This is a genomic window from Paenibacillus sp. N119s, assembly GCF_059447605.1.
The window spans coordinates 1-21,344 of record NZ_JCAJRU010000067.1 but is presented as its reverse complement, the minus strand read 5'-3'; the positions used below and the strand labels follow the sequence as shown (position 1 = coordinate 21,344).

Here is a 21,344-nt window from a genome sequence, read left to right as displayed (position 1 = left end):
CGGAACAGGAAGCAGCGACAGCAGTGGTGGAACAACACCGCCGAGCGATAGTAGCGGAACAGGAAGCGGCGACAGCAGTGGTGGAGCAACACCGCCGAGCGATAGCAGCGGAACGGGAAGCAGCGACAGCACTGGTGACGGTGCAGGATCGATTCCTGGCGGCGGTAATGATGACAGTATGATTCCTTAATAGGAGAGGCTAGAAATTACAAGTGCGTATAGAAGGGGACGATTCTGCTCAGATTTTATCTGCGGCGGGCGTCCTTTTTTGTATGGACAACGCTTCTAATGTAGCTGAATAGAATAACCGATACAAAAGATAGACGTTATTGAAAAGAGCGGAGGATTTATGAAAAAACAGGGTGTTTTATTTTTTATTATACTTCTGCTTGCGGTTGCGTTGCCGGTGTATCCGTTAGTGTCGGGTGTATTATCCGGAAACAATCATTGGAAAGCTCACAATGGTGTTATTGATTTGCGTAATTGGGATCCCGAAAGAGAAGGTGCTGTACAGTTGGGGGGAGAGTGGGAGTTTTACTCTAATCAGCTTTTACAGCCCTCATCTTTTCAGGAAATACGAGATCAGGATTGGGGAAATCGTCAATATTCGCAGAAATTGGGCTTAGGCACTGAGTCTTCTGCCAAAATTGTAGATGTGCCTGGAAAATGGAATCAGTGGATGCCTGGGGGACAGGCGACTGGATATGGAACCTACCATGTTCGTGTATTGTTACCTGCAAAAACGGAAAATCTATACGGCATCCATATGCAAAACATTCGCAGCTCCAGCCGAGTATGGATTAACGGAGCAGAGGTGGGTGCGAGTGGTAGTCCCTCTGTTTCGGCCGACAAGGGCGAACAGGGCAACGTACCCTATGTTGGATTTGCTGCAGTAGACGGACATTCGGCTGATATTACCGTGCATGTGGCTAATTATAGCTATTCCTCCGGGGGGATCATTTATCCGCTGCTGTTTGGTGATTATGCCAGTATTACGCATAGCCGGGAAGTAGCGATGGTGGAGGATACTGTACTGGTTGCAGGATTTTTTATCCCTGCCGTATTTTTTATCATGTTGTACCTTTTACGTAAAAAAGAGAAAGCTCTGCTTTACTTAGGATGCTGTTGCACTGCGGCTTTATTTTATATTTTGACACATGGGGAAAAGCTGCTGGTTTGGGGAATGCCGGACTTCTCTTATGAATGGGTACTGAAAATACAGTTATTCTCTTCAACGCTGTTCTATTATTTTTTGATCCGCTATGTTCATCTTTCGACGCAGATTGGTATGAACCGGATCGTGTCGCATCTCTATAATTTGACCACTGCATTGATGCTGGGTATGGGACTGTTATTGCCTACACTGACACTCTCATCCTTTGAAGCGTTTATTCTTCTTTTTGGGATAGTCAGTGTGGGATATGTACTACTGATCTTGATTCGTGGACTTCTTCAACAGACGGATGACGCTGCACTGTTAGTCATTAGTATCATGAGCATTCTCATGATTGTGGTGACTAGTTTTGTGTATATTCTGGGCTGGGGAGAGGTGCGTGGGGTGACAGCCTATGAAATGCTTATATTTGTATTGGCTCAAACGCTGCTGCTGGCCAAACGTTTTGTAGATTCGTTCATGGAGGTTGAGAACCTCTCACGACGGTTGCTGACACTGGATGGGTTAAAGGACGAATTTCTGGCAAACACGTCACACGAGCTGCGTACACCTCTACATGGCATTATTAATATCGCTCAGTCCATGCTAGACCGCTATGGGACGCAATTCAATGAGCCGCAAAAGCACAACTTGGTCTTGATTGCAAAGGTAGGGCGCAGGCTCTCCTATTTGATTAACGATATTTTGGACTTTTCTAATTTAAAAAATGGAAGATTAGCTTTAAACCGCCGGCCTGTAAACGTGCAGGCTGCTGTGAACTCTGTGCTGGAGGTACTGGGTCATACGGTGGGTAAGAAAAAGCTTCAATTCGTTAAAGAATGGCCCACTTCGTTGCCCAAGGTGGATGCAGATGGGGATCGGCTGAATCAGATCTTATACAACTTATTGGGGAATGCGATGAAATTTACAGAGGAAGGCGAAATCGTAATCTCTGCCAAGGTGAGAAACCGTGAAATGGAAATCAGTGTGAAGGATACCGGACCAGGTATTGCTCCGGATTATCTTTCGCACATATTTGAACCTTTTAACCGAGGTGTGAATGCTGAGGACAAAGGATATAGTGGAACTGGGCTTGGGTTAGGCATCACTCGTCGTCTGGTGGAGCTGCATGGAGGTCATATCCGAGTAGAATCCAGATTGGGTAAGGGTTCGACTTTTTATTTCACCCTGCCCTTAGCGGAAACTGGGACGCCAGCACATGAAGCTCAAAAAGAGGTTTTGTCTGAGGTCATATTGCAGCCTGGTGTGACCTCAAGTCAGGATGTGCATTCGCTTGAAGAGGATGCAGTGGAGCAAGTAGGGAATGTTCCCTACAGAGTGCTGGCAGTAGATGATGATGAGGTGAACCTTCGGGTATTGGAGGAGCTGTTATACACCACAGGCTGTAGCGTGGTGGCTGTGGATCGGGCCGAGGAGGCGCTTCAGCTGCTGAATGGTCGAGCCCGATTTGATCTAGTTATCACGGACTGGATGATGCCAGAAATATCCGGTATTGAGCTGTGCCGACGAATTCGCGAACGGTATTCTCTCTCCGAGCTCCCCGTATTGCTGCTGACGGCACGCGACCTGCCCGGCGATATCCATGCAGGCTTTATGGCCGGAGCAAATGATTTTCTGCGTAAGCCTGTTGATGCGGAGGAATTAAAGGCACGTGTGCGCACTCTGTTGAACATGCGTCATTCGGCAGAGGAAGCGGTTCGTTCGGAGATGGCCTTTTTACAGGCACAAATCAAGCCGCACTTTCTGTACAATGCATTAAATGTCATTGTTTCGACCGTAGCAGTAGACCCGGACAAAGCTGCGGAGTTGCTCATGGAGCTGAGTCAGTACTTGCGGGGAAGCTTTGATTTTCAAAACAGGGAGAATACTGTGCCGCTATCCAAGGAGCTGGAATTGGTAGAATCGTATGTGGCATTGGAAAAAGCCCGATTTGAAGAACGGTTACAGGTGACTGTAGAGGTAGGAAGAAACATCCGGTCGCTGATCCCGCCGTTAAGTATTCAGCCTATTGTGGAGAATGCGATACGGCATGGTGTGATGCAGCGGGGCACAGGTGGAACGGTGCGCGTAGTTGTACAAGAGGATGGGGCCGACTTTGTGGTCAGCGTGACCGATGACGGGGTAGGGATGCCACCAGAGCGACTGCAACAGCTACTGTCGGAGGAGCATGTATCCTCCAGTGTGGGACTGCGTAATATCCATCGCCGTTTGATCCATATGTATGGGGAAGGATTGCGGATTGAGAGCAATCCTATGCAAGGGACGACGGTAAGCTTCCGTGTGCCGGAGACGACCTTACCTCACATCGCTGATGAATAAAAAAATATAGTATACCTGTCGGAAAGGCTAATGTCACGCCCGTATGGATACGATATATAAAATATAAGAAATTAAAAATCGAATGGTAAACAGATAGCTTGGTCGTAGAGCATTGTGATGGATGGTTGCAGCAGGAAGGGAGCGCGGACACAGATGAAGGCGATATTGATTGATGATGAAAGGTCGGCATTAACCTACCTGGAACGGTTGTTGGAGGCGGACGGACGATTAACGGTTATGGGCAAATATACGTCTGCACAAGCCGGGTTGGATCATCTGGCGGCAGAGCGTGTGGATATTGTTTTTATAGATATCGGAATGCCTGAGATGAACGGACTGGAGGCCGCCGAGTGGATTCAACAGCTGGACTCGCATATTCATATCGTCTTTGTGACTGCGTACTCGGAATATGCTATTGAAGCATTCGAACTGCAAGCACTGGATTACTTGTTAAAACCTGTTCATGCCCGGCGACTAAATAAAACGTTAGATCGGATTGTAGCCACGCTGGCGGATTCCCGTCCTTCCAGCTCGGTCGTCGCAGCGGAGCCATTACCCAAAGTGCGTTGTTTTCAAAAGCTTGAAATTTTGGAGGATGGACAAGGAGTCGTGGGAGCGAAGCCATTCAAATGGCGTACATTAAAGTCGCAGGAGCTATTCTCCTTTTTACTGCATCATGAAGGGGAATGGATTAGCAAGGAGCAATTGCTGGATGCGCTGTGGCCCGAATATCATTTGGACAAGGCGGTTGTTCATCTACACACGTCCATATACCAGATCCGCAAGGCGTTGAAAGAGCGGATGCAGGATACGAAGCTGGAATACAGCCTGGATCGCTACCGTTTGAACCGTAATGGCTGGGTTACAGATGTGGAGCTATTCGAGCGTGGCATTTCCGAGTGGGCGGCTTCTGGCAATGGTGGTACACCGCGTATCGAGAACCTGTTGGCTCTATACCGTGGTAATTATCTGGAGGAGCACGATTACCCATGGGCGTATGCAAAAAGAGAAAAACTACGCAATATGTATCTGGCATGTGCTTCAGAACTGGCTAAGGAAGAACTTCGTTCAGGTCGTGCCCGCCAGTCTGTCCAGCGCTTGCTCAGCCTACAGCAGAGGGAGCCCTACTCAGATGATATCTGTGGTCTGCTGCTGACAGCCTATGCCCAGCTGGGCGAATATACAGCTGCCCAAAAGCATTATGAAAGCTTCGTCAGCTTACTAGAAGATGAGTTGGGTATTGAGCCACAGCAGGTGACGCACCAGTTGTACGTGCAATTGAAAACACAGACGCGACCTGCGTAGACTGCTGTACTGGCTCAGGTCATATGAATAGGCCAACCAGAGATTACTGGTTGGCCTATTCTATTGGAGCTTCTACGAGGGAGGCAGCCGGGAGAATGTGATAGCGCTGCTTCTTGGTTTTCACAATCGCTTGCTGAAGCTTTAATACACTTTTCTCCTGGCGGAGGATAAATACCCCAATTCCTCTCGGTATTTGGCTACCGTTCTGCGTGACAGCTCTACTCCTTCCTTTGCCATCAGCTCTGTGATTGCCTGATCTGAAAATGGTTTTTGCTTCTCTTCACCGTCGATGATCTGCTTTATACGCATTTTTGCGCTCTCTGATGAAGTAGCATCTCCATCTTTCGATCCTAGGGCGGAGGTGAAGAAATATTTGAGTTCAAACAATCCACGGGGCGTCTGCATGTATTTATTACTGACCGCCCGGCTGATCGTGGATTCATGCAGGCCGGTTATTTCAGCAATCTCCTTTTGGGTCATCGATTTCAGATGATAAACGCCATGCTCAAAAAATTCCCGCTGCCTATCAACAATAGCCTGGGCCACACGCATCAGGGTCAGGCGGCGCTGCTCAAGGCTATGAATAAGCCATAATGCCGTATTCATCTTCTCACGAAGAAATCGTTTCTCTTCCTCCATCGCCGGCTTCCGAAGCATACTTTGGTAAAAAGGATTAATTCCGACGCGTGGGACTGTGATATCATTAACTGTCACCATGTAGTCGTTTTTAAATTTCTCCACTGAGATATCTGCTATATGATGCTGGCGTTCATATGGAGCAAATGCCGCTCCCGGACAAGGATTCAGCTTGCGTATCTGATCGGTCATTTGTTGTACCATGTGAATGTCGATCCCTAGAGCATCCGCGATTTTTTGTATACGGTTACATGAAAGGTTGACCATGTGATGTCGCACGATTTCTTCCAGATAAACATCATCATTCCCGGCATATCGCAGCTGCAAAAGAAGACATTCCTCCAGACTGCGGGCAGCGATTCCTGCCGGTTCAAAGCCTTGGATCAGGGCAAGTATATTTTCGACCTCATCGGTGGGGACGCCAAGTATTCCGGCAACTGTATTTACATCCAGCTCAAGGTAGCCTTTTTCATTTAAATTTCCAATCAGAAACATGCCAATCATCTGTTGTAGTTTGGATAGCCCGCGGACTATCCCAAGCTGCGCTTTGAGATGTCTATATAAATTATCTGCGGGATTAGAGACAAAATCCAGAAGGTCTACCGGATTATCATTTTTTCGTGGCGAATATTCTTCTCCTGTATTGATTCTTTCGATGGACATATCGATCTCTGCCAAGTCAATGATCGGATTTTCATTTGCTTGCTCATGAAGATATGACATTAGATCGACCGAAGAATATTGAAGAATCGTGATGGCTTGTCGTAATTCTGGAGTCATAGCCAGCCTGAATGTTTGCTCTTGCTGTAATCCGTAGCGCATTATTTTATCTCAGCTCCTTACTGGGCAACAAAAATAACTTTTTATGCAGCTTATTCGTGAAGCTTATGCAATTATACTGCCAACCTTTGATCTTGGAAAAGAAGTGAATGGAATGGGCTGAATTTGAGTTTTGGATAGATTCAATAAAAAGGGTATCAGATTAATGATTAACTTGTCAGTTTATTTTCTTGTAGAGGATTATTTCTTTTTTTATATACTAATTAAATAAGAACTAGTCAGCATGGGGGAATACCGTGAAACGAATTGATGAGATCTTAGAGTATATTGCCAATGGGACAAAGAAACTGTCGGTAGAGGCCTTGCAGGACGGCGGTGGAATTACGGCTGCGGAAATAGCCGATCAACACAATATGTTAAGGAATAATGTAAGCAAGGAGCTTAATAGCCTACTACGCGCCGACTTGATTATTAAAATCAAGGGGAGACCCGTCAAGTTTTTGCATAAGCAGGTGATCGAGGAGACCTTTCGGGTTCAGCTTAAAGAGAAACAAATCCAAGTCAACAGTATTCATGAAATATTGCTGCCTGGAGAGCAAGTGGATCCGTTTCACGCCTTAATTGGTTTCATGGGGAGTATGAGGAACCAGGTTGAGCAGGGAAAAGCGGCAATATTATACCCGCCGAAGGGCTTACATACGCTGATTGTGGGGCAGACTGGCGTTGGGAAAACAATGTTCGCTAGGTTGATGTATAATTATGGGAAATATATGAAGCGCTTTTCAGAGCAAGCACCGTTTATCGTATTCAACTGCGCCGATTACTACAATAACCCTCAACTGTTACTTTCCCACATTTTTGGTCATGTAAAAGGAGCATTTACCGGGGCTGATCGGGAGAAAGAAGGGCTGGTTGAGAAAGCGGATGGGGGCATCCTGTTTTTGGATGAGATTCATCGGCTCCCCCCAGAAGGCCAAGAAATGATATTTTATTTCATGGACACGAACAGTTACAACAAATTGGGCGAGTCGGAGCGCAAGCGGGAAGCGAATGTGCTGCTCATCGGCGCTACGACCGAAGATCCCGGTTCTTCTATGTTGAAAACCTTTATCAGACGGATACCGATTACGATTAACATTCCTTCCTTGCAAGAGCGAACCGTTGAAGAGCGGTTTTTGATCCTGAAACATCTCTTTGCAAACGAAGCCCATCGTGTGAACAAGCCCATTAGGGTTGAATTGGAAACTGTAAAAGCACTGATTGGCAGCGTAACCTATGGTAATATCGGCCAGTTAAAATCGAACATTCAGCTTGTGTGTGCCAAAGGATTTTTGAACAGCATACATGAAAATAAGGAAGAGATTGAACTTGATTTTAAAATTTTGCCCGGAAATATCAAGGAAGGTCTATTTAATATGGGGAAGAACCGCAAGGAGATTGCCGAAATGGAGATGGTCAACTCCTCGCTGTATATTACTCCTGAAGGCAGCAAAGGAATGGATGAAGCAGACGCTTCTGAACTGCCGTTCAACCTGTACAAATTGATTGAAGACAAGATAGGGATGCTCAAAGAAGAGGGACTCGATGACAGTTTTATCAATAAGTTTATAACTACAGATGTCAATATTCACATCAAAAGTTTCTATAACCGATTTTATAACATCAAAGGGGGGCGGGAACGGATTCTTAAGATCGTAGGCAGAAATATCCTGGAGTTCGCTGAACAGGTGCAGGAGATGGCTCAAAAAGAATTGAACAGAAATTACAGCGACAGGTTTGTTTATGCCTTCAGTCTTCATTTGAGTGCCTTCTTAAAGCGAATCCGGGAGAAAAAATATGTCAGTAAACAAATCTATGATCCGATGAATGATCAGGATGAAGAATACAGACTGGCACTTATGATCAAGGATTTGATCGAATCCAAGTTTGAAGTCAGCGTACCCGATGCCGAGACTACCTATGTGGCGATTCTTTTGAAATCGGTAGAAGAGGAGCACCAGGGAAATGTGGGAATCATCGTAGCTGCCCATGGCAACAGTACGGCAAGCAGTGTCGTTAGCGTTGTCGACAGCCTGCTGGGAAGCTCGAATATTTGCGCAGTAGACATGCCTTTGGATGTTAGTCCTAGAGAAATCCTGGAAGTTATTGTGGATAAGGTTAAGGACATTGACAATGGCAGAGGCGTATTGCTGCTGGTTGATATGGGCTCCTTGCTCAATCTTGAAGCAACCATTATGGAACGTGTCGGGATTAAGGTGAAGACTATTGATATGGTTTCAACCCCGCTTGTGTTGGAGGCTGTGCGAAAGGCTAGTATTTTTGATATGAATATAGAGGAAATTTATCAATCTTTGAAGGATTTTCGTGGATATAACAATGGAAATGCCGGAGTGAAAGCGGAAAAGACCAGTGATAAAGTAATCGTGACGGTCTGTTCCTCCGGCAAAGGTGCCGCCGCCAAGCTAAAGGAGTTTGTAGAGAAGGTTGTTTATGACTTAACCGAAGAGAAAATAGTTGTTGTACCGGCAAAGGTCAGGGAATTGGATAAAGTGGTGAAGGATTTACGGGCCAAGCATACGCTTCTTGCGGTGATTGGAGTTAAGCGTCCAAGCGAGCTGAATGTACCGTTTATCCCTTTGGAAAAACTGATCGAGGCAAGCGGTGAGCAGGCATTAAGAGAATTGTTGCTCAACAATCAGTTGCCTGTTATGCATGAACACGGAAGCGTGGTCGTAAGAGATCTATGTGAGGAAACGCTAAAGGAGTTTATGACTTATTTGAATCCTCACAAAATTTTAGGGATTTTGATGAAGTTTATCGAGCAGCTGGAACAGGAACTGGAGGCTGATTTCCATTATGCAAAGAAGGTTCAGCTTGCTGTTCATACGGCTCATGCGCTGGAACGAATGGTCATGGGAGAAGGGCTAGTGTATCAGGAGGATGTATCCTTGCTTGACCAACGATTGATCGATGTGGTGATCCGTTCCTGCAATATATTTGCCTCCAGTATTAACATTAAGCTGACTAATGATGAAAAATATTATATTTGCGAAATCCTAAGCGAAGTATATAACTGTATCCCCAAGTAGTGGCGTAAGTGTATAAAACGATGCTGGATGTGTATTAATCATGCGGATAAGGATAATAAGTAGGTGGTGAGAAAAGACCAAATTCCCGGAGCAGCCGAGGGTTTGGTCTTTTTTTGATAGTTAATCACATCATACAGAATTTTGGCATGAGACTTGCATATAAGTATAGGCGAAGGATGTAAGGAGGGGGTGAAACAAATGATAGGTGTTATTGTTGGCACTCATGGAAAATTTTCCGAAGAGATCCTAAGATCCACGGAAATGATTTTCGGCCATCTGGAAAATGTGGTGGGTGTAACGTTTGAGCCAGGTGAAAGTGTTAACGGACTTGTTGAGAAGTACAAAGCGGCCTTGGAAACAATTGATTGGACGGACGGATTGATTTTTCTCGTCGATTTGTTTGGTGGCAGTCCCTATAATGCGGCCAGTAGGATTGTGGCCAGGTATGAAAAAATGGACATTGTAACAGGGGTAAACCTGCCAATGATCGTAGACCTGCTGACCAATAGAGGGCTGGAGAACGTGGAGAATCTGAGCGATCTGGCCATCCGTGCGGGTCAGGATTCAATGAAGTCTTTTCGTGTCATCCGGGATATACAAACAGAGGAGGAATTATAGGTATGGAAATATCATTTGTTCGTATTGATGACCGTCTGATTCATGGTCAGGTAGCTACGGTGTGGGTGAAGGAAACGAAGTGTAACAAAATTATCGCCGTCAGCAATGAGGTCGCTGCGGATACGCTGCGCAAAACCTTATTGTTACAGGTGGCGCCGCCAGGGATTAAAGCTTATGTGGTCACGATTGCGAAAGCGATTGAAGCTTATAACAATCCTAAATATAACGATTTCAAGACCTTGTTCCTGTTTACCAATCCCACGGATGTACTGCGGGTTGTAGAAGGTGGGGTACCGTTTACATCGGTAAATGTGGGTGGAATGTGCTTCAAAGAAGGCAAAACACAAATTACCGGAGCAGTGTCCGTAGACAAGCAGGATGTAGAGGCATTTTATAAATTGCACGAAAAGGGGATAGAACTGGAGATTAGAAAAGTGGCCAGTGATCCTAAAATTAATTTGATTAACAAGCTCCAAAATGTCCAGTTTTAACAACACGTACGCATAAGAGAGGGGGTCAAACATGAGTGTTTTTGAAATCGTAATGGTCACGCTGGTTGCAGCCATTTGCGGGATGGGCAGTGTTTTGGATGAAGGACAGACTCATCGTCCTATAGTTGCGTGTACACTGATCGGTCTGGTCCTGGGAGATCTCAAAACCGGTATTATTCTAGGCGGTACGCTGGAATTGTTGGCTTTGGGCTGGATGAATGTCGGAGCGTCCATGGCTCCGGATGCGGCTTTGGCCAGTGTAGTCTCAACCATATTGGTTATTGTCGGGCACCAATCGATCGGTGCCGGAATTGCCGTTGCGATTCCGATTGCGGCTGGCGGACAAGTGTTAACTATCTTTGTTAGAACGATTACCGTGTTCTTTCAGCATCTGGCAGATAAATATGCCGAATCTTCAAATTTCAAAGGAATTGAATTATGTCACTTCATAGCCCTCCTTCTTCAGGGATTACGTGTCGCTTTGCCTGCCGTATTGGTGGCTATTGCAGCAGAAACCGGTCTAGTTACGACTTTGCTGGATGCCATCCCGGAGGTCATTACAAAAGGGCTGCAAATTGCAGGGGGATTCATCGTCGTTGTAGGATATGCCATGGTTATTAACATGATGGCAGCCAAATATCTGATGCCTTTCTTTTTCTTGGGCTTTGTCATCGCGGCATTTACAAGCATCAATCTGGTTGGCTTTGGAATCATGGGAGCGGTTCTGGCTCTGCTGTATATCCAGCTCAATCCCAAATATAGCCAGCGCAAAGATCAAGTGGGTGAAATTGAAGAGCTCTAAAGAAATTCTTAATGAAAGAGTGGGGTACTATGGAAGAAAAAAAGTTGACCAAAAGCGATTTAAACAAAATGTTTTTCCGTTCATGGTTCCTGCTGGGCTCGTTTAACTTTGAGCGTATGCAGTCGATTGGTTTTTGTGTCACCTTGATTCCGGCAATCAAGCGGCTATACAGCAAGAAGGAAGACCAAAAAGAAGCACTAAAGCGGCATTTGGAGTTTTTTAATACGCAACCGTTTATCTCTGCACCGATTATGGGAGTAACGGCCGCTATGGAGGAGCAGAAAGCCAATGGACAGCCGATTGATAATGCTACCATAAGTGGCGTGAAAGTTGGTTTAATGGGACCTTTGGCTGGAGTAGGGGACCCTATTTTCTGGGGAACATTACGCCCCGTTCTGGCTGCATTAGGAGCTTCCATTGCATTGTCCGGAAGCGTTATCGGGCCTGTCCTATTCTTCTTGCTTTTTAATGTTATTCGCTTGGCCACTAAGTGGTACGGACTGAAATACGGCTACCAAAAAGGGACGGAGATTGTGTCCGACATGTCCGGAAACCGGCTGCAAAAGCTTACGGAATCGGCCTCCATCCTGGGACTATTTGTTATGGGCGCCCTCGTATCCAAATGGACTACTCTGAATATACCACTCGAAGTATCCCGATATACCCGTTCGGATGGGGTAGAGGTTGTTACGACGATACAGATGATTCTCGATCAATTGATACCTGGTCTGTTACCTCTCTTGCTGACTTTTTTATGCATGAGACTGCTCAAAAAGAAAGTGAATGCTATAGCTCTGATTTTTGCTTTATTCGCAATAGGAATTATTGGATACGCTCTTGGTGTATTGGCTTAAGCCAATTTGTAAAGTGGTCCGGTCAAGCAGCCATCTCTGACCGGCAACCTGCCGCTTAACTTGTAAACGCTTTAAATTTTACGGAGCCCGGGTACTAACAGCCTCTTTTCTCTATGATCTGATATTCGCCGAGACCTGTTTTCTTCAGCGGCATATGCATATAGCATATCTCTCCACAGTTAGGTCATATTGAGAGGTTTATGAAGCCACGAAGACTTAAGGAGGCCACTGTATTGGGAAAAAGGAGACGAACTGGCTTTAAGGGCAAAAGAATTAGGGTGGACGTTAGACAATCTTCTTCAGCTCAAACAGGGCAAGGCGGCAACCCTATTTCTATCAATGCTTCGGACGTTGGGGTAGTAAGAACAGATGTCCAAAATAAATAATCAGCTTGTACAAAAAGCTATATCCTCAACGTAAAAAGATCGCCAGGAATAAGTTATCTTACATGTTCCCGGCGATCTTGCTTTTTTTACAGTCGGCAGGTACTTTCACTAGCATCCGCGTCTACATAGCCTATGCCTTGCTTTGCGTCTTGTCGTCGACTTCTTTTGCAGAGTTGACTGACCGTGCAGGCGTTGCCTTCAGCACAGCATATCCGTAAGGCGGAAGCTCGGCATGCAGCCCCTTCGCTCCTACGGACCACTGGCTTTCGCCAAAGGCTACCTCCCATTCCTGCTCTGAAATAGACAATTCAAAAGTGTGATCCTCATCGGAACGGTTGAATAGCATAAGCAGCACTTCTTCGTCGCTGCGGCGCTCGTAGGCGAGTGAAGCGCTCTCCGGCTGTGCCTCCAGGAAAGTGATGCTTCCTTGATCACGAAGGACAGGATGTGCCTTGCGAAGAGCGATCAGCTCACGATAAAAGTCGAACAGCTCGTGGTCCTGCTTATCGGTGTCCCACTCCATGCACTGGCGGCAGCCTGGATCGGCATCTCCATCCAGACCGATCTCATCGCCGTAAAAAATGCAGGGCGTGCCCATATATGTGAACTGGAACAAAGCAGCCAGCCGCATCAGTCGCTTGTCGCCTTCGCACAGTGTCAGCAGGCGCGGTGTATCATGGCTATCCAGCAGATTGAAGGCAACCTCGGATGCCTGCAGCGGATAGCGGGCAAGCTGTCGCCCAATGGCAAAGGCGAAGCTCTGGGCATCGGTCACTTTTTTGACGAAAAAATCATTCACCGCATAGGTGAACGGATAATTCATCGTCGCGTCAAACTGGTCACCCTGAAGCCATTCTGACGATTCGTTCCACATTTCGCCCAAAATGTACGCCTCCGGATTAGCTTGCTTGACCGTCGTACGGAATTCTCGCCAAAAGGCGTGATCCACTTCATCAGCCACATCCAGTCGCCAACCATCGATGCCGATCTCTTCGATCCAATACTTTGCCACATTCAGCAGGTACTTTTTTACCTCAGGGTGTTCTGTGTTCAGCTTGGGCATCATCGGTTCCAGCCCGAATGTATCATAGGTCGGTTTGCCATCGTTCACTTCCAGTGGAAAGCTATGTACATGGAACCAGTCCCTATAAGGTGAGCAGTCACCTTTTTCCAATACGTCAACGAATGGCTTAAAAGTACGCCCCGAATGGTTGAACACTGCATCCAGCAGCACCCGGATTCCCCGGTCATGGCAGGCCTCGATCAGTTTTTTTAATATTTCCTTGTCCCCAAAGTGCGGATCTACCTCCATGTAATCCTCGGTATCATATTTATGATTGGTTGTCGCCTTGAAGACAGGGGTCATATAAATAGCGTTGATTCCCAACTCGCTCAGGTGATCCAGATGGTCCAGAATCCCTTGTAAATCGCCACCGAAAAAATTGTCTCTTTGCGGTGTGCCACCCCAGTCCTCAGCACCTTCCGGGCTAATAGAGGGGTTACCGTTGGCAAATCGTTCCGGGAAAATCTGATAAAATACAGCATCCCTGACCCATGCGGGAGGCCTCAAAATATCAATCGGATTCAAAAATGGGTATTGGAACAGCTTGTCAGCATTCTGAGGTTCTTGAGTGGTAAAGTCGTCCTCGTTCATCCAAATTTGCTCTTTGCCATCTTCCAGCAAAAATCCATATTTCAGGCGGCGATGAGTTGGTTTTACGACGCATTCATAGTAATCAAATCTGTCATCGGTAGCGAATTTGGACATCGGAATGAGCTGTCGAGTGCGGTCCCAGTCGTATTTATCTACGGCTAGGGCGTGAACAGTAGCCACATCATTTTTCTTTGTACGAAGCCGTAAAAATATCGTCTCATCATCATAACCAAAAGCCCAATTACGTTTCGGGTGGTGGTAAATCGCTTCCAGCAGCATCAGATAGGCCTCCTTTTTTATGTGCATCAAATTGAAATTGTGAAGCGTATGTCGTATAAGGTAGTTATTAACCTTTTTAAGTGGGTTATGTACCATAAATGCTATAATGCCCATTACATAAAAGAAAAACGATAAGTAGGTGTCTATGATGAAAACAAATGTGCTCTACATCGAGGATGACCAAGATATTGGTGCTTGGACACATCAGTATTTGGAAGAGCGGAATTACGCTATAACCTGGCTTCGCAGCGGGGAGGGGGCTGTGGAAGCTGCTCATACGTGCCAGCTCGTGATTCTGGACGTGATGTTACCCGGTCTGGACGGATTTACCATTGGGAAGAGGCTCAAGAAAGAATACCCAGAGCTGCCCATTCTTATGTTGTCTGCCCGTACATCCATTGACGACAAGCTGCAAGGACTGGATTTCGCAGACGACTATGTGACAAAGCCCTTTCACCCCGATGAACTCATAGCCCGTATGGAGATTTTGCTGCGGCGATCAGGAAGCGCTCCGGAAGAATCCTTGCAATTGGGGCATCTGTCAGTGTTTCCTCCAGATAACCGTATTGTAAATCGTGATACCGGGGAGGAAATTACGCTAACAGGCAAGCAATATCATATTTTTGCTTATTTGTTACGGCATTTGGGCCAGATTATGACGAAGGAACAAATGTATGAGGCGGTATGGGGAGATCCATATATCGACGGAGACAAAACCTTAATGGTCCACATCCGGCACTTGCGGGAAAAGTTGGAGATTGATCCTGCCGCACCTCGTATCATTGAGACGATCCGCGGTGTAGGTTATCGGGTGAAAGCATAATGAGCGGTATGCGTAAGAGGTGGGTAAGGTTGCATCGTAACTCCCGTTCAGGTCAAAAGGGGCGGTTTCGTAATTCACTGTTGTTCCGCTATCTGGTCATTATTGTGTTTGCTATGATGCTGTTGCCCATTGTATTGCCTGTTACAACCTTGATATATAGCATACTGTTGAACTTGCAGACAGATGTCAAGCCTAAGAATCCTTACTATCCCTCTACGACGCAAACTGAACATAGCTGGCATCGAGAAGCTATCGCCTTGAAGGGAGCTAGTCCAGAGCAAGTTTCAGCCCGTCTGCGCAAAATACAGCAGGATATGTTCCCGGATTCACAAATATTTTGGGTCGATACCGCAGGGTTAACCAGGCTGGAGCTGCCGACACAACCTAACATTCCAAAACAATGGAGCGCGGCGCAGGCTATAGCTTTTATGAAGCAAGCCAGCTCTGAGGGGCCGTTTACGGTGGTGGCCTTTATTGGTGGGGGCAAGGATGATGTGAACCAGGGCTATATGGTATTAAAAGTGCCCCGTTCGTTTTTTGAACATCCGACTAGTGACAACGGCATGTTGATGTATTATCTCCTTTTTATTCTATTGGTTTTGGGAGCTTTTATATTCGTATCCCTTCTGTTTTTTGGAGGCATTCGGCGGAGGTTGTTGCAACTTCAAGCCGCCATGTCGCAGCGAGGAGAGGATGGAATGCCCATCCTTGTTGCCACTGGACGTCCGGATGAAATCGGCAAACTGGAGGAGGCGTTTAATCGGATGGTTGAGCAGTTGGCAGAAAGTCGAGGACGTGAGCGTCAGGAGGAGGAGCTGCGGAAAAGACTGGTCGCGGATCTGTCACACGATATTCGAACGCCGCTTACAGTTGTGCGTAGCCATCTGTATACCCTGGATGCGGAAAATCTCAGCAGTAGAGGGAAGCAGTCGGTTACATTGATGGAAAATAAGTTAAAGGACCTTGGGAGTCTGATCGACAATTTGCTGACCTATAATCTCCTATCCAGTGGCAAATACACCATGAATAACGAACCGCGTGATATTTTGCGGCTGGTGCGTGAGTGTGCGGCCAGCTGGTACCCGGTGTGGGAAAAAGAAGGCTTTGAAGTGGATATCGATTTGCCCGAGCACAGTCTGGTGTGGAATGTCGATGAGCAAGGCTTCCGCCGTCTGCTGGACAATCTCTTTCAAAATGTAGTTCGTCATGCTGCCTCAGGCCGATATATTGGTATTCAAGTTCAGGAGGATAACGGGAGAGAGGCATTGGTCATTGCGGATAAAGGCCCGGGAATGGAACAGCAATCCAGTGAAAAAGGAGCTGGAATTGGCTTGGCAATTACAGAACTATTGGCCCGCGAAATGAATTTGGAGAGGGAGATTCTCAGTTCATCAGCCGGGACACGAATCCGTTTTTTAAACAAAACTTAAACTCAAAGTTCCCTTGGCTTTAAACTTGGCACGTTACGATAGGTGTCGAGGTGAGGAACTTGAACGAATTAATCATTGAAACGAACGGTCTCAGCAAAATATACAAAGGCCGCTCTGCGGTTAATCAGCTGGACCTGAAAATAGCGCGGGGAGATATTTACGGATTTCTTGGACCCAATGGAGCAGGGAAAACGACAACGATCCGCATGCTGCTCGGGCTTATCCGTCCAACTCGGGGAACGATCCGTATATTCGGCAAGGATATTCGCAGACATAGACTCGATATTTTGCGTAAAGTCGGTTCATTGGTAGAGTATCCTTCGTATTATGGTCATTTGAACGCCGTCGAAAATCTGGAGGCTATTCGTCGTATTTTGAATGTGCCTAAAGATAACATTACAGAAGTATTGGAGGTCGTTCGGCTGACCAAGCACGCCAAACGCCCGGTAAAAGGCTACTCGCTGGGAATGAAGCAGAGACTTGGTATTGCAGCAGCCCTGCTCGGTAATCCCGAAATGCTTATTTTGGACGAGCCAACGAATGGTTTGGACCCCGAGGGCATTCAGGAAATGCGCGAATTGATCCAGGCGATGCCTAAGCAGCGGGGAATCACTGTGCTGGTATCCAGTCATCTGCTAAGCGAGGTAGAGCATATGGCGAATACCGTCGGCATTATTCGTGAAGGACAACTGGTCTTCCAAAATACGATTCACAATCTCCGCCAGGAGTCCGCAGGGGGGATTCGGATTGTGGTATCAGAGCCGGAAGCAGCCCAATTGATTGCACGTGAACAGGGCTACCATTCAGTGAAGGATGGGGCAACACTGAATTTTGACAACATGAATGATGCCGCTGTTGCGCTGCTGGTCAGAAGATTGGTCGAAAACACACATGCTGTATATCGTGTGGAGGAACGCCGCAAATCGCTGGAGGATATGTTCATGCAGGTGGTAGGCGAAGGAGGGGGCTCCCTATGATGCTGCGAGCGCTGACAGCGGATCTGCTCAAAGCACGCAGAAAGGGAATCTGGTTCCTGGTGTTCCTTGGTCCTCTTGGACTGGTGGCCATGCAGGGACTGAACTTTGGGCTCCGCTATGACTATCTGCTTCCGCGATACAAGGGCCGCTTATGGGAAAGCTTGATGGATAACATCGCGCTGTTTGTTCCCCTTGCGCTGGTGCTAGGAGCCACGATGGTTGCTTCCATGTTGGCGAATGTGGAGCATACCTCTAACTCCTGGAAACAGCTGCTGGCTTTACCTATTTCCAAGTCCAGTGTTTATATGGCAAAGCTAACCCTGGCCATTGGAATGCTGTGCGTGTCCTGTCTACTCTTGACGGTAGGGACTTGGACCTTGGGGATGCTTCTTGGCTTTGGGGGAGAGCCCGTGCCGATTGGGGAGCTACTGCGGCTCGGATTTTGGCCTTTGGGTGGCACGCTGCCTATACTCGTATTGTTGTTGTGGCTAACGGTCACGTTCCATAATCAAGCGCTGCCTGTAACACTGGGCATTACGTTAGGCATTGGCAGCTTGTTTGCTTCCCAACTGTCCGAATGGTTTCCGCTGGCTTGGCCGCAATTCGCCTGGGTTGCGCCACAAGCATGGATATTCGCGTCCATCGGATGCGCAACAGGTATAATTCTCAGCCTGCTGACCGCAGCTCATTTTAGCCGAAAGGATGTGGCGTAATGTTCGGAAGATACGTACGGCTACTTTCTGTCGAACGCATGAAAATGGCAAAATCGCCCGTCTGGCTGCTTGCGCTCGTCAGTCCGGCGATTGCCGTACTGATTGGTTTGCTGGCCAATCCGGGAGGAAACTGGCTGTTGCTGTTGGCGGCCATGCTTACAATACATGCAATGCTGTTTCTGCCGATGCTGACCGCTGTGTTTGGGTCTCTTGTATGTCGTTTTGAGCATGGGGGCGGCGGCTGGAAGCAGCTGATGTCGTTGCCGTTATCCCGCACGGGTCTGTACGCAGCCAAGCTGACCATCATTATGGCTATGGTCGGTTTAACCCAGCTCCTGTTCGGAGTAGCGCTGCTGGGTGTTGGAGCTGCACAGGGGATGAACGGACCGATTCCTTGGGCCGTAATCGCCCAAAGCCTGCTTGCAGGCTGGGTTGCATGTTTGCCGCTGGCTGCCCTGCAACTGATGGTGTCCTTTTTGTGGTCCAGCTTTGCTGCACCGCTTGCTTTGAATTTTGTCTTCACCGTGCCCAATATGCTGGTCGCCAACTCTCAGACCTATGGTCCGTACTATCCATGGACCCAGCCTCTATTGGCGATGATGCCGAGTGGGGGGGACAACTTCGGGGCGTTCATGGTGCCAACGGATACACTCTTGACGGTGGTACTGGGTAGCTTTGTCGTGTTTGGGTTGGCCGGCCTGACGTTATTTCGTTATAAAGAGATATAAAATGAAATGTAGGAACTGCAAAAAGCTCCTTACCCTAAATGAGGGTAAAGAGCTTTTTTTGCTGTACTACAGGTTCGTGTTTTGAATTAGGGTACTTGCTATTGGATTATACTAAGTCTGAAATGGCGCGAATATTTTCGCTGATCAGGCGGCAAGAGGCGTCGAACTTGGCTTGTTCTTCTGGATTTAGCTCAAGCTCGATAATCTCCTGAATTCCTCTACTGCCGATGATTGCTGGAACGCCTGTACAGACATCCGTGTGTCCGTACTCGCCATCCAATACCGCAGAGATGGCTATAATTTTACCATCGTCATTCAAGATGGAACGGGTAATGTACGCTAGCGCATTGGCAATACCGAAATAAGTGGCACCTTTGCGGGTGAAAATCTCCCAACCGGCATTCCTTGTTTTACGGGCGATGTCATCCAGATCAACATGCCTGAATCGTTCTTTATGCTGACGCAAAATGTGCAAGAGCGGCTTGCCGCCAATCGTGACGTGTGACCAGGCCACGAATTGGGATTCGCCATGCTCGCCCAAGGCATACCCCTGTACACTGCGTGGATCAATGGAAAATACCTCAGAAAGCAGCGTCTTGAGCCGGGATGAGTCAATAGAGGTGCCCGTACCAATCACCTTATTGCGTGGCAGACCGGAAATACTCTGCACAAGGTAAGTGACAATGTCGACAGGATTAGCGGCGATAACGAAAATACCGTCGAAACCGCCCTCCATAATAGCTGTCACAATCTCTCTGGTGATGCGCACGGCGTCGTCCAATACAGATAGGCGGTCTTGACCCGGTTTAGGGTTGGATCCAGCTGTTATAATCACAACATCCATATCCGTACAGTCTGCATATGTGCCTGCACGGACCTTGGTGCGTGTAGATGTAAAATCCATACAATGAGACAGATCCAGTGCGTGGGCCAAAGCTCGATCATACGTGCGGTCAATCATCATGATTTCATCACAAATGGACTGATTGACCATTGAGTAGGCACAGCTCGAACCGACCATTCCCGCGCCGACAATCGCTACTTTCCTTGCCTTCCCCTTCATTTATGTTTCCTCCTCGTTCCAGCGAACGTTAATATGCTACAAATTATGCCTGAAATCCATTTTACGTTACATAACATAACATATTGCTGATCTTTTGAAAATATCCATTTTTTTGTCTTCATTCCGATAAATTAAAAACGAACGGAGAATAAGGGGAGTAATTTAGGATGAATAAAAAGAAATAGCGTGAATTATCCATATTTTTATTGGAAGACAAGATATAATGTATTCATTTATTTATAAGTTATTTTTGTATGAATTATAACATGTACTATATCCATGGGAGAAATGTTGCCATGAGAGTATTAGAAGTATGACATTTATGTGACGTTCTTAAAGAGCCTCATGTGTATATAGTGGAGAGTCATTCTCAGCGATGTCGCTTCTTGTATGTTTTAAATTATTCGTTTATGACAAAGGTTCTTAGCAGTCTGCAATATTAGAACTATTTTGCCAAAGGATTTCCAATGGTTTCCGCGAATCCTACATATACAAGCTTTTTCTTTCCATACCATCCGGGGAGGTAATGATTAAATGGAAGAAAGCAAGTCGACGACGGAAGCAGCAAAGCAACTGGGAATCGGGGCAAGTACCCTTCGTAAATATGCAGCGGCGCTGGAGGAACAGGGGTATGTGTTTCAGCGTTCCGCTAATCAGTCTAGAATGTTCAGTGCTGAGGATGTTGAGTGCTTGAAGGTGATGCGAAGGGCGTTGCGTGAGCAGCATATGACGATGGAGCAATCAGTTCAGATGGTACTTGAGAGAATAACCGCTCCCTTCCAACAGGAGGATGAAGACTTCCGCTTGCCACCCGTCTCGGATGCTGAGTCACTGACCGCAACCTGGCAAGAAATAATGGCGGCGGCTGAGGGCCGAGAAGAGATGACCATTCAGACGGAAGCTGCTGCTACGGTTGAACTGACAGCGTTAGAAGATGAAATGAGTGTTCAGGAATTGCCGGAGGAACCCATGCAACCGCAGGGGCAGTTTCAGGCTTTGACACCAGCCATTGAATATAGATTGAAGCAAACATCTGTACCCGAACAAACGCAGGAGTCCGTAGAGCAACCAAAGCTGGCGCAGATGCAGGATATGGTGCAAACCGCTTTATTAGAAATGCGGAGCCGTTTGGAAGAACTGGAAGCAGAGCATAGCCGTTTGGTGGAGAAAAATGTTAGCTTATCTAACCAGCTGGAGGACCATAAACGTTGGATGAAAGAGAG

General features: G+C 47.0%; 17 protein-coding genes. 14 read left to right on the top strand and 3 right to left on the bottom strand.

All coding sequences use genetic code 11. The features are described from left to right. The 3 genes from AC5V8P_RS10320 to AC5V8P_RS10310 all read left to right on the top strand — a co-directional run. The coding region (locus AC5V8P_RS10320; RefSeq protein ID WP_495473624.1) for a hypothetical protein at positions 1–182 on the top strand (182 nt) is incomplete at its 5' end. A gap of 167 nt (positions 183–349) precedes the next feature. Continuing rightward, a complete protein-coding gene (locus AC5V8P_RS10315) occupies positions 350–3,493 on the top strand; it encodes a hybrid sensor histidine kinase/response regulator (protein WP_064796904.1) in 3,144 nt (1,047 codons plus the stop codon). Positions 3,494–3,646: 153 nt separating this feature from the next. Continuing rightward, complete coding sequence (locus AC5V8P_RS10310) at positions 3,647–4,798, top strand: response regulator (RefSeq protein ID WP_064796905.1); 1,152 nt, start codon at positions 3,647–3,649, stop codon at positions 4,796–4,798. 141 nt (positions 4,799–4,939) lie between these two features. Here the strand turns inward: AC5V8P_RS10310 and rpoN are convergent, their stop codons facing one another. Continuing rightward, positions 4,940–6,256 (bottom strand): RNA polymerase factor sigma-54, encoded by a 1,317-nt coding sequence (gene rpoN / locus AC5V8P_RS10305; RefSeq protein ID WP_064796906.1) that lies wholly within the window; start codon positions 6,254–6,256, stop codon positions 4,940–4,942. Positions 6,257–6,510: 254 nt separating this feature from the next. Here rpoN and AC5V8P_RS10300 point away from each other — a divergent pair, with 254 nt between their 5' ends. From AC5V8P_RS10300 to manZ, 5 genes are all read left to right on the top strand, one after another. Then, complete coding sequence (locus AC5V8P_RS10300) at positions 6,511–9,303, top strand: sigma-54-dependent transcriptional regulator (protein ID WP_064796907.1); 2,793 nt, start codon at positions 6,511–6,513, stop codon at positions 9,301–9,303. 198 nt (positions 9,304–9,501) lie between these two features. Further along, a complete protein-coding gene (locus AC5V8P_RS10295) occupies positions 9,502–9,921 on the top strand; it encodes a PTS sugar transporter subunit IIA (RefSeq protein WP_013369099.1) in 420 nt (139 codons plus the stop codon). Positions 9,922–9,923: 2 nt separating this feature from the next. Continuing rightward, the gene (locus AC5V8P_RS10290) at positions 9,924–10,412 is read left to right on the top strand and encodes a mannose/fructose/sorbose PTS transporter subunit IIB (RefSeq protein WP_013369100.1); all 489 of its coding nucleotides are present in this window, start codon (positions 9,924–9,926) and stop codon (positions 10,410–10,412) included. A 31-nt stretch (positions 10,413–10,443) separates the two neighbouring features. Next, positions 10,444–11,214, top strand: a complete 771-nt coding sequence (locus tag AC5V8P_RS10285; RefSeq protein ID WP_013369101.1) for a PTS mannose/fructose/sorbose transporter subunit IIC — start codon at positions 10,444–10,446, stop codon at positions 11,212–11,214. Positions 11,215–11,225: 11 nt separating this feature from the next. Further along, positions 11,226–12,068, top strand: coding sequence for a PTS mannose transporter subunit IID (gene manZ / locus AC5V8P_RS10280; RefSeq protein ID WP_269203258.1), 843 nt, complete (start codon positions 11,226–11,228; stop codon positions 12,066–12,068). 516 nt (positions 12,069–12,584) lie between these two features. On the opposite strand, the gene AC5V8P_RS10275 is transcribed toward manZ, so the two are convergent. Continuing rightward, entirely contained in the window at positions 12,585–14,387 is a 1,803-nt protein-coding gene (locus AC5V8P_RS10275) for an alpha-glycosidase (RefSeq protein WP_064796909.1), read from the bottom strand. Positions 14,388–14,535: 148 nt separating this feature from the next. Between AC5V8P_RS10275 and AC5V8P_RS10270 the strand changes: the two genes are divergently transcribed. Genes AC5V8P_RS10270 through AC5V8P_RS10250 form a run of 5 tightly spaced genes read left to right on the top strand, consistent with a single transcriptional unit; the run spans position 14,536 to position 19,058 of the window. After that, complete coding sequence (locus tag AC5V8P_RS10270; protein WP_063213886.1) at positions 14,536–15,210, top strand: response regulator transcription factor; 675 nt, start codon at positions 14,536–14,538, stop codon at positions 15,208–15,210. Then, positions 15,210–16,640, top strand: a complete 1,431-nt coding sequence (locus AC5V8P_RS10265; protein ID WP_064796910.1) for a sensor histidine kinase — start codon at positions 15,210–15,212, stop codon at positions 16,638–16,640. Before AC5V8P_RS10270 ends, AC5V8P_RS10265 begins: the two co-directional genes overlap by 1 nt. 59 nt (positions 16,641–16,699) lie before the next feature. After that, positions 16,700–17,617, top strand: a complete 918-nt coding sequence (locus tag AC5V8P_RS10260; RefSeq protein ID WP_064796911.1) for an ABC transporter ATP-binding protein — start codon at positions 16,700–16,702, stop codon at positions 17,615–17,617. Continuing rightward, positions 17,614–18,330: an ABC transporter permease gene (locus AC5V8P_RS10255; RefSeq protein WP_064796912.1), complete on the top strand. Its 717-nt coding sequence runs from the start codon at positions 17,614–17,616 to the stop codon at positions 18,328–18,330. Before AC5V8P_RS10260 ends, AC5V8P_RS10255 begins: the two co-directional genes overlap by 4 nt. Further along, positions 18,330–19,058, top strand: a complete 729-nt coding sequence (locus tag AC5V8P_RS10250; RefSeq protein WP_064796913.1) for an ABC transporter permease — start codon at positions 18,330–18,332, stop codon at positions 19,056–19,058. The genes AC5V8P_RS10255 and AC5V8P_RS10250 overlap by 1 nt, the downstream gene beginning before the upstream one ends. Before the next feature lie 106 nt (positions 19,059–19,164). On the opposite strand, the gene AC5V8P_RS10245 is transcribed toward AC5V8P_RS10250, so the two are convergent. Continuing rightward, positions 19,165–20,121: an L-lactate dehydrogenase gene (locus tag AC5V8P_RS10245; protein WP_064796914.1), complete on the bottom strand. Its 957-nt coding sequence runs from the start codon at positions 20,119–20,121 to the stop codon at positions 19,165–19,167. 534 nt (positions 20,122–20,655) lie between these two features. Between AC5V8P_RS10245 and AC5V8P_RS10240 the strand changes: the two genes are divergently transcribed. After that, positions 20,656–21,344: MerR family transcriptional regulator (locus tag AC5V8P_RS10240; protein ID WP_495473623.1), on the top strand; the 689-nt coding region annotated here is incomplete at its 3' end.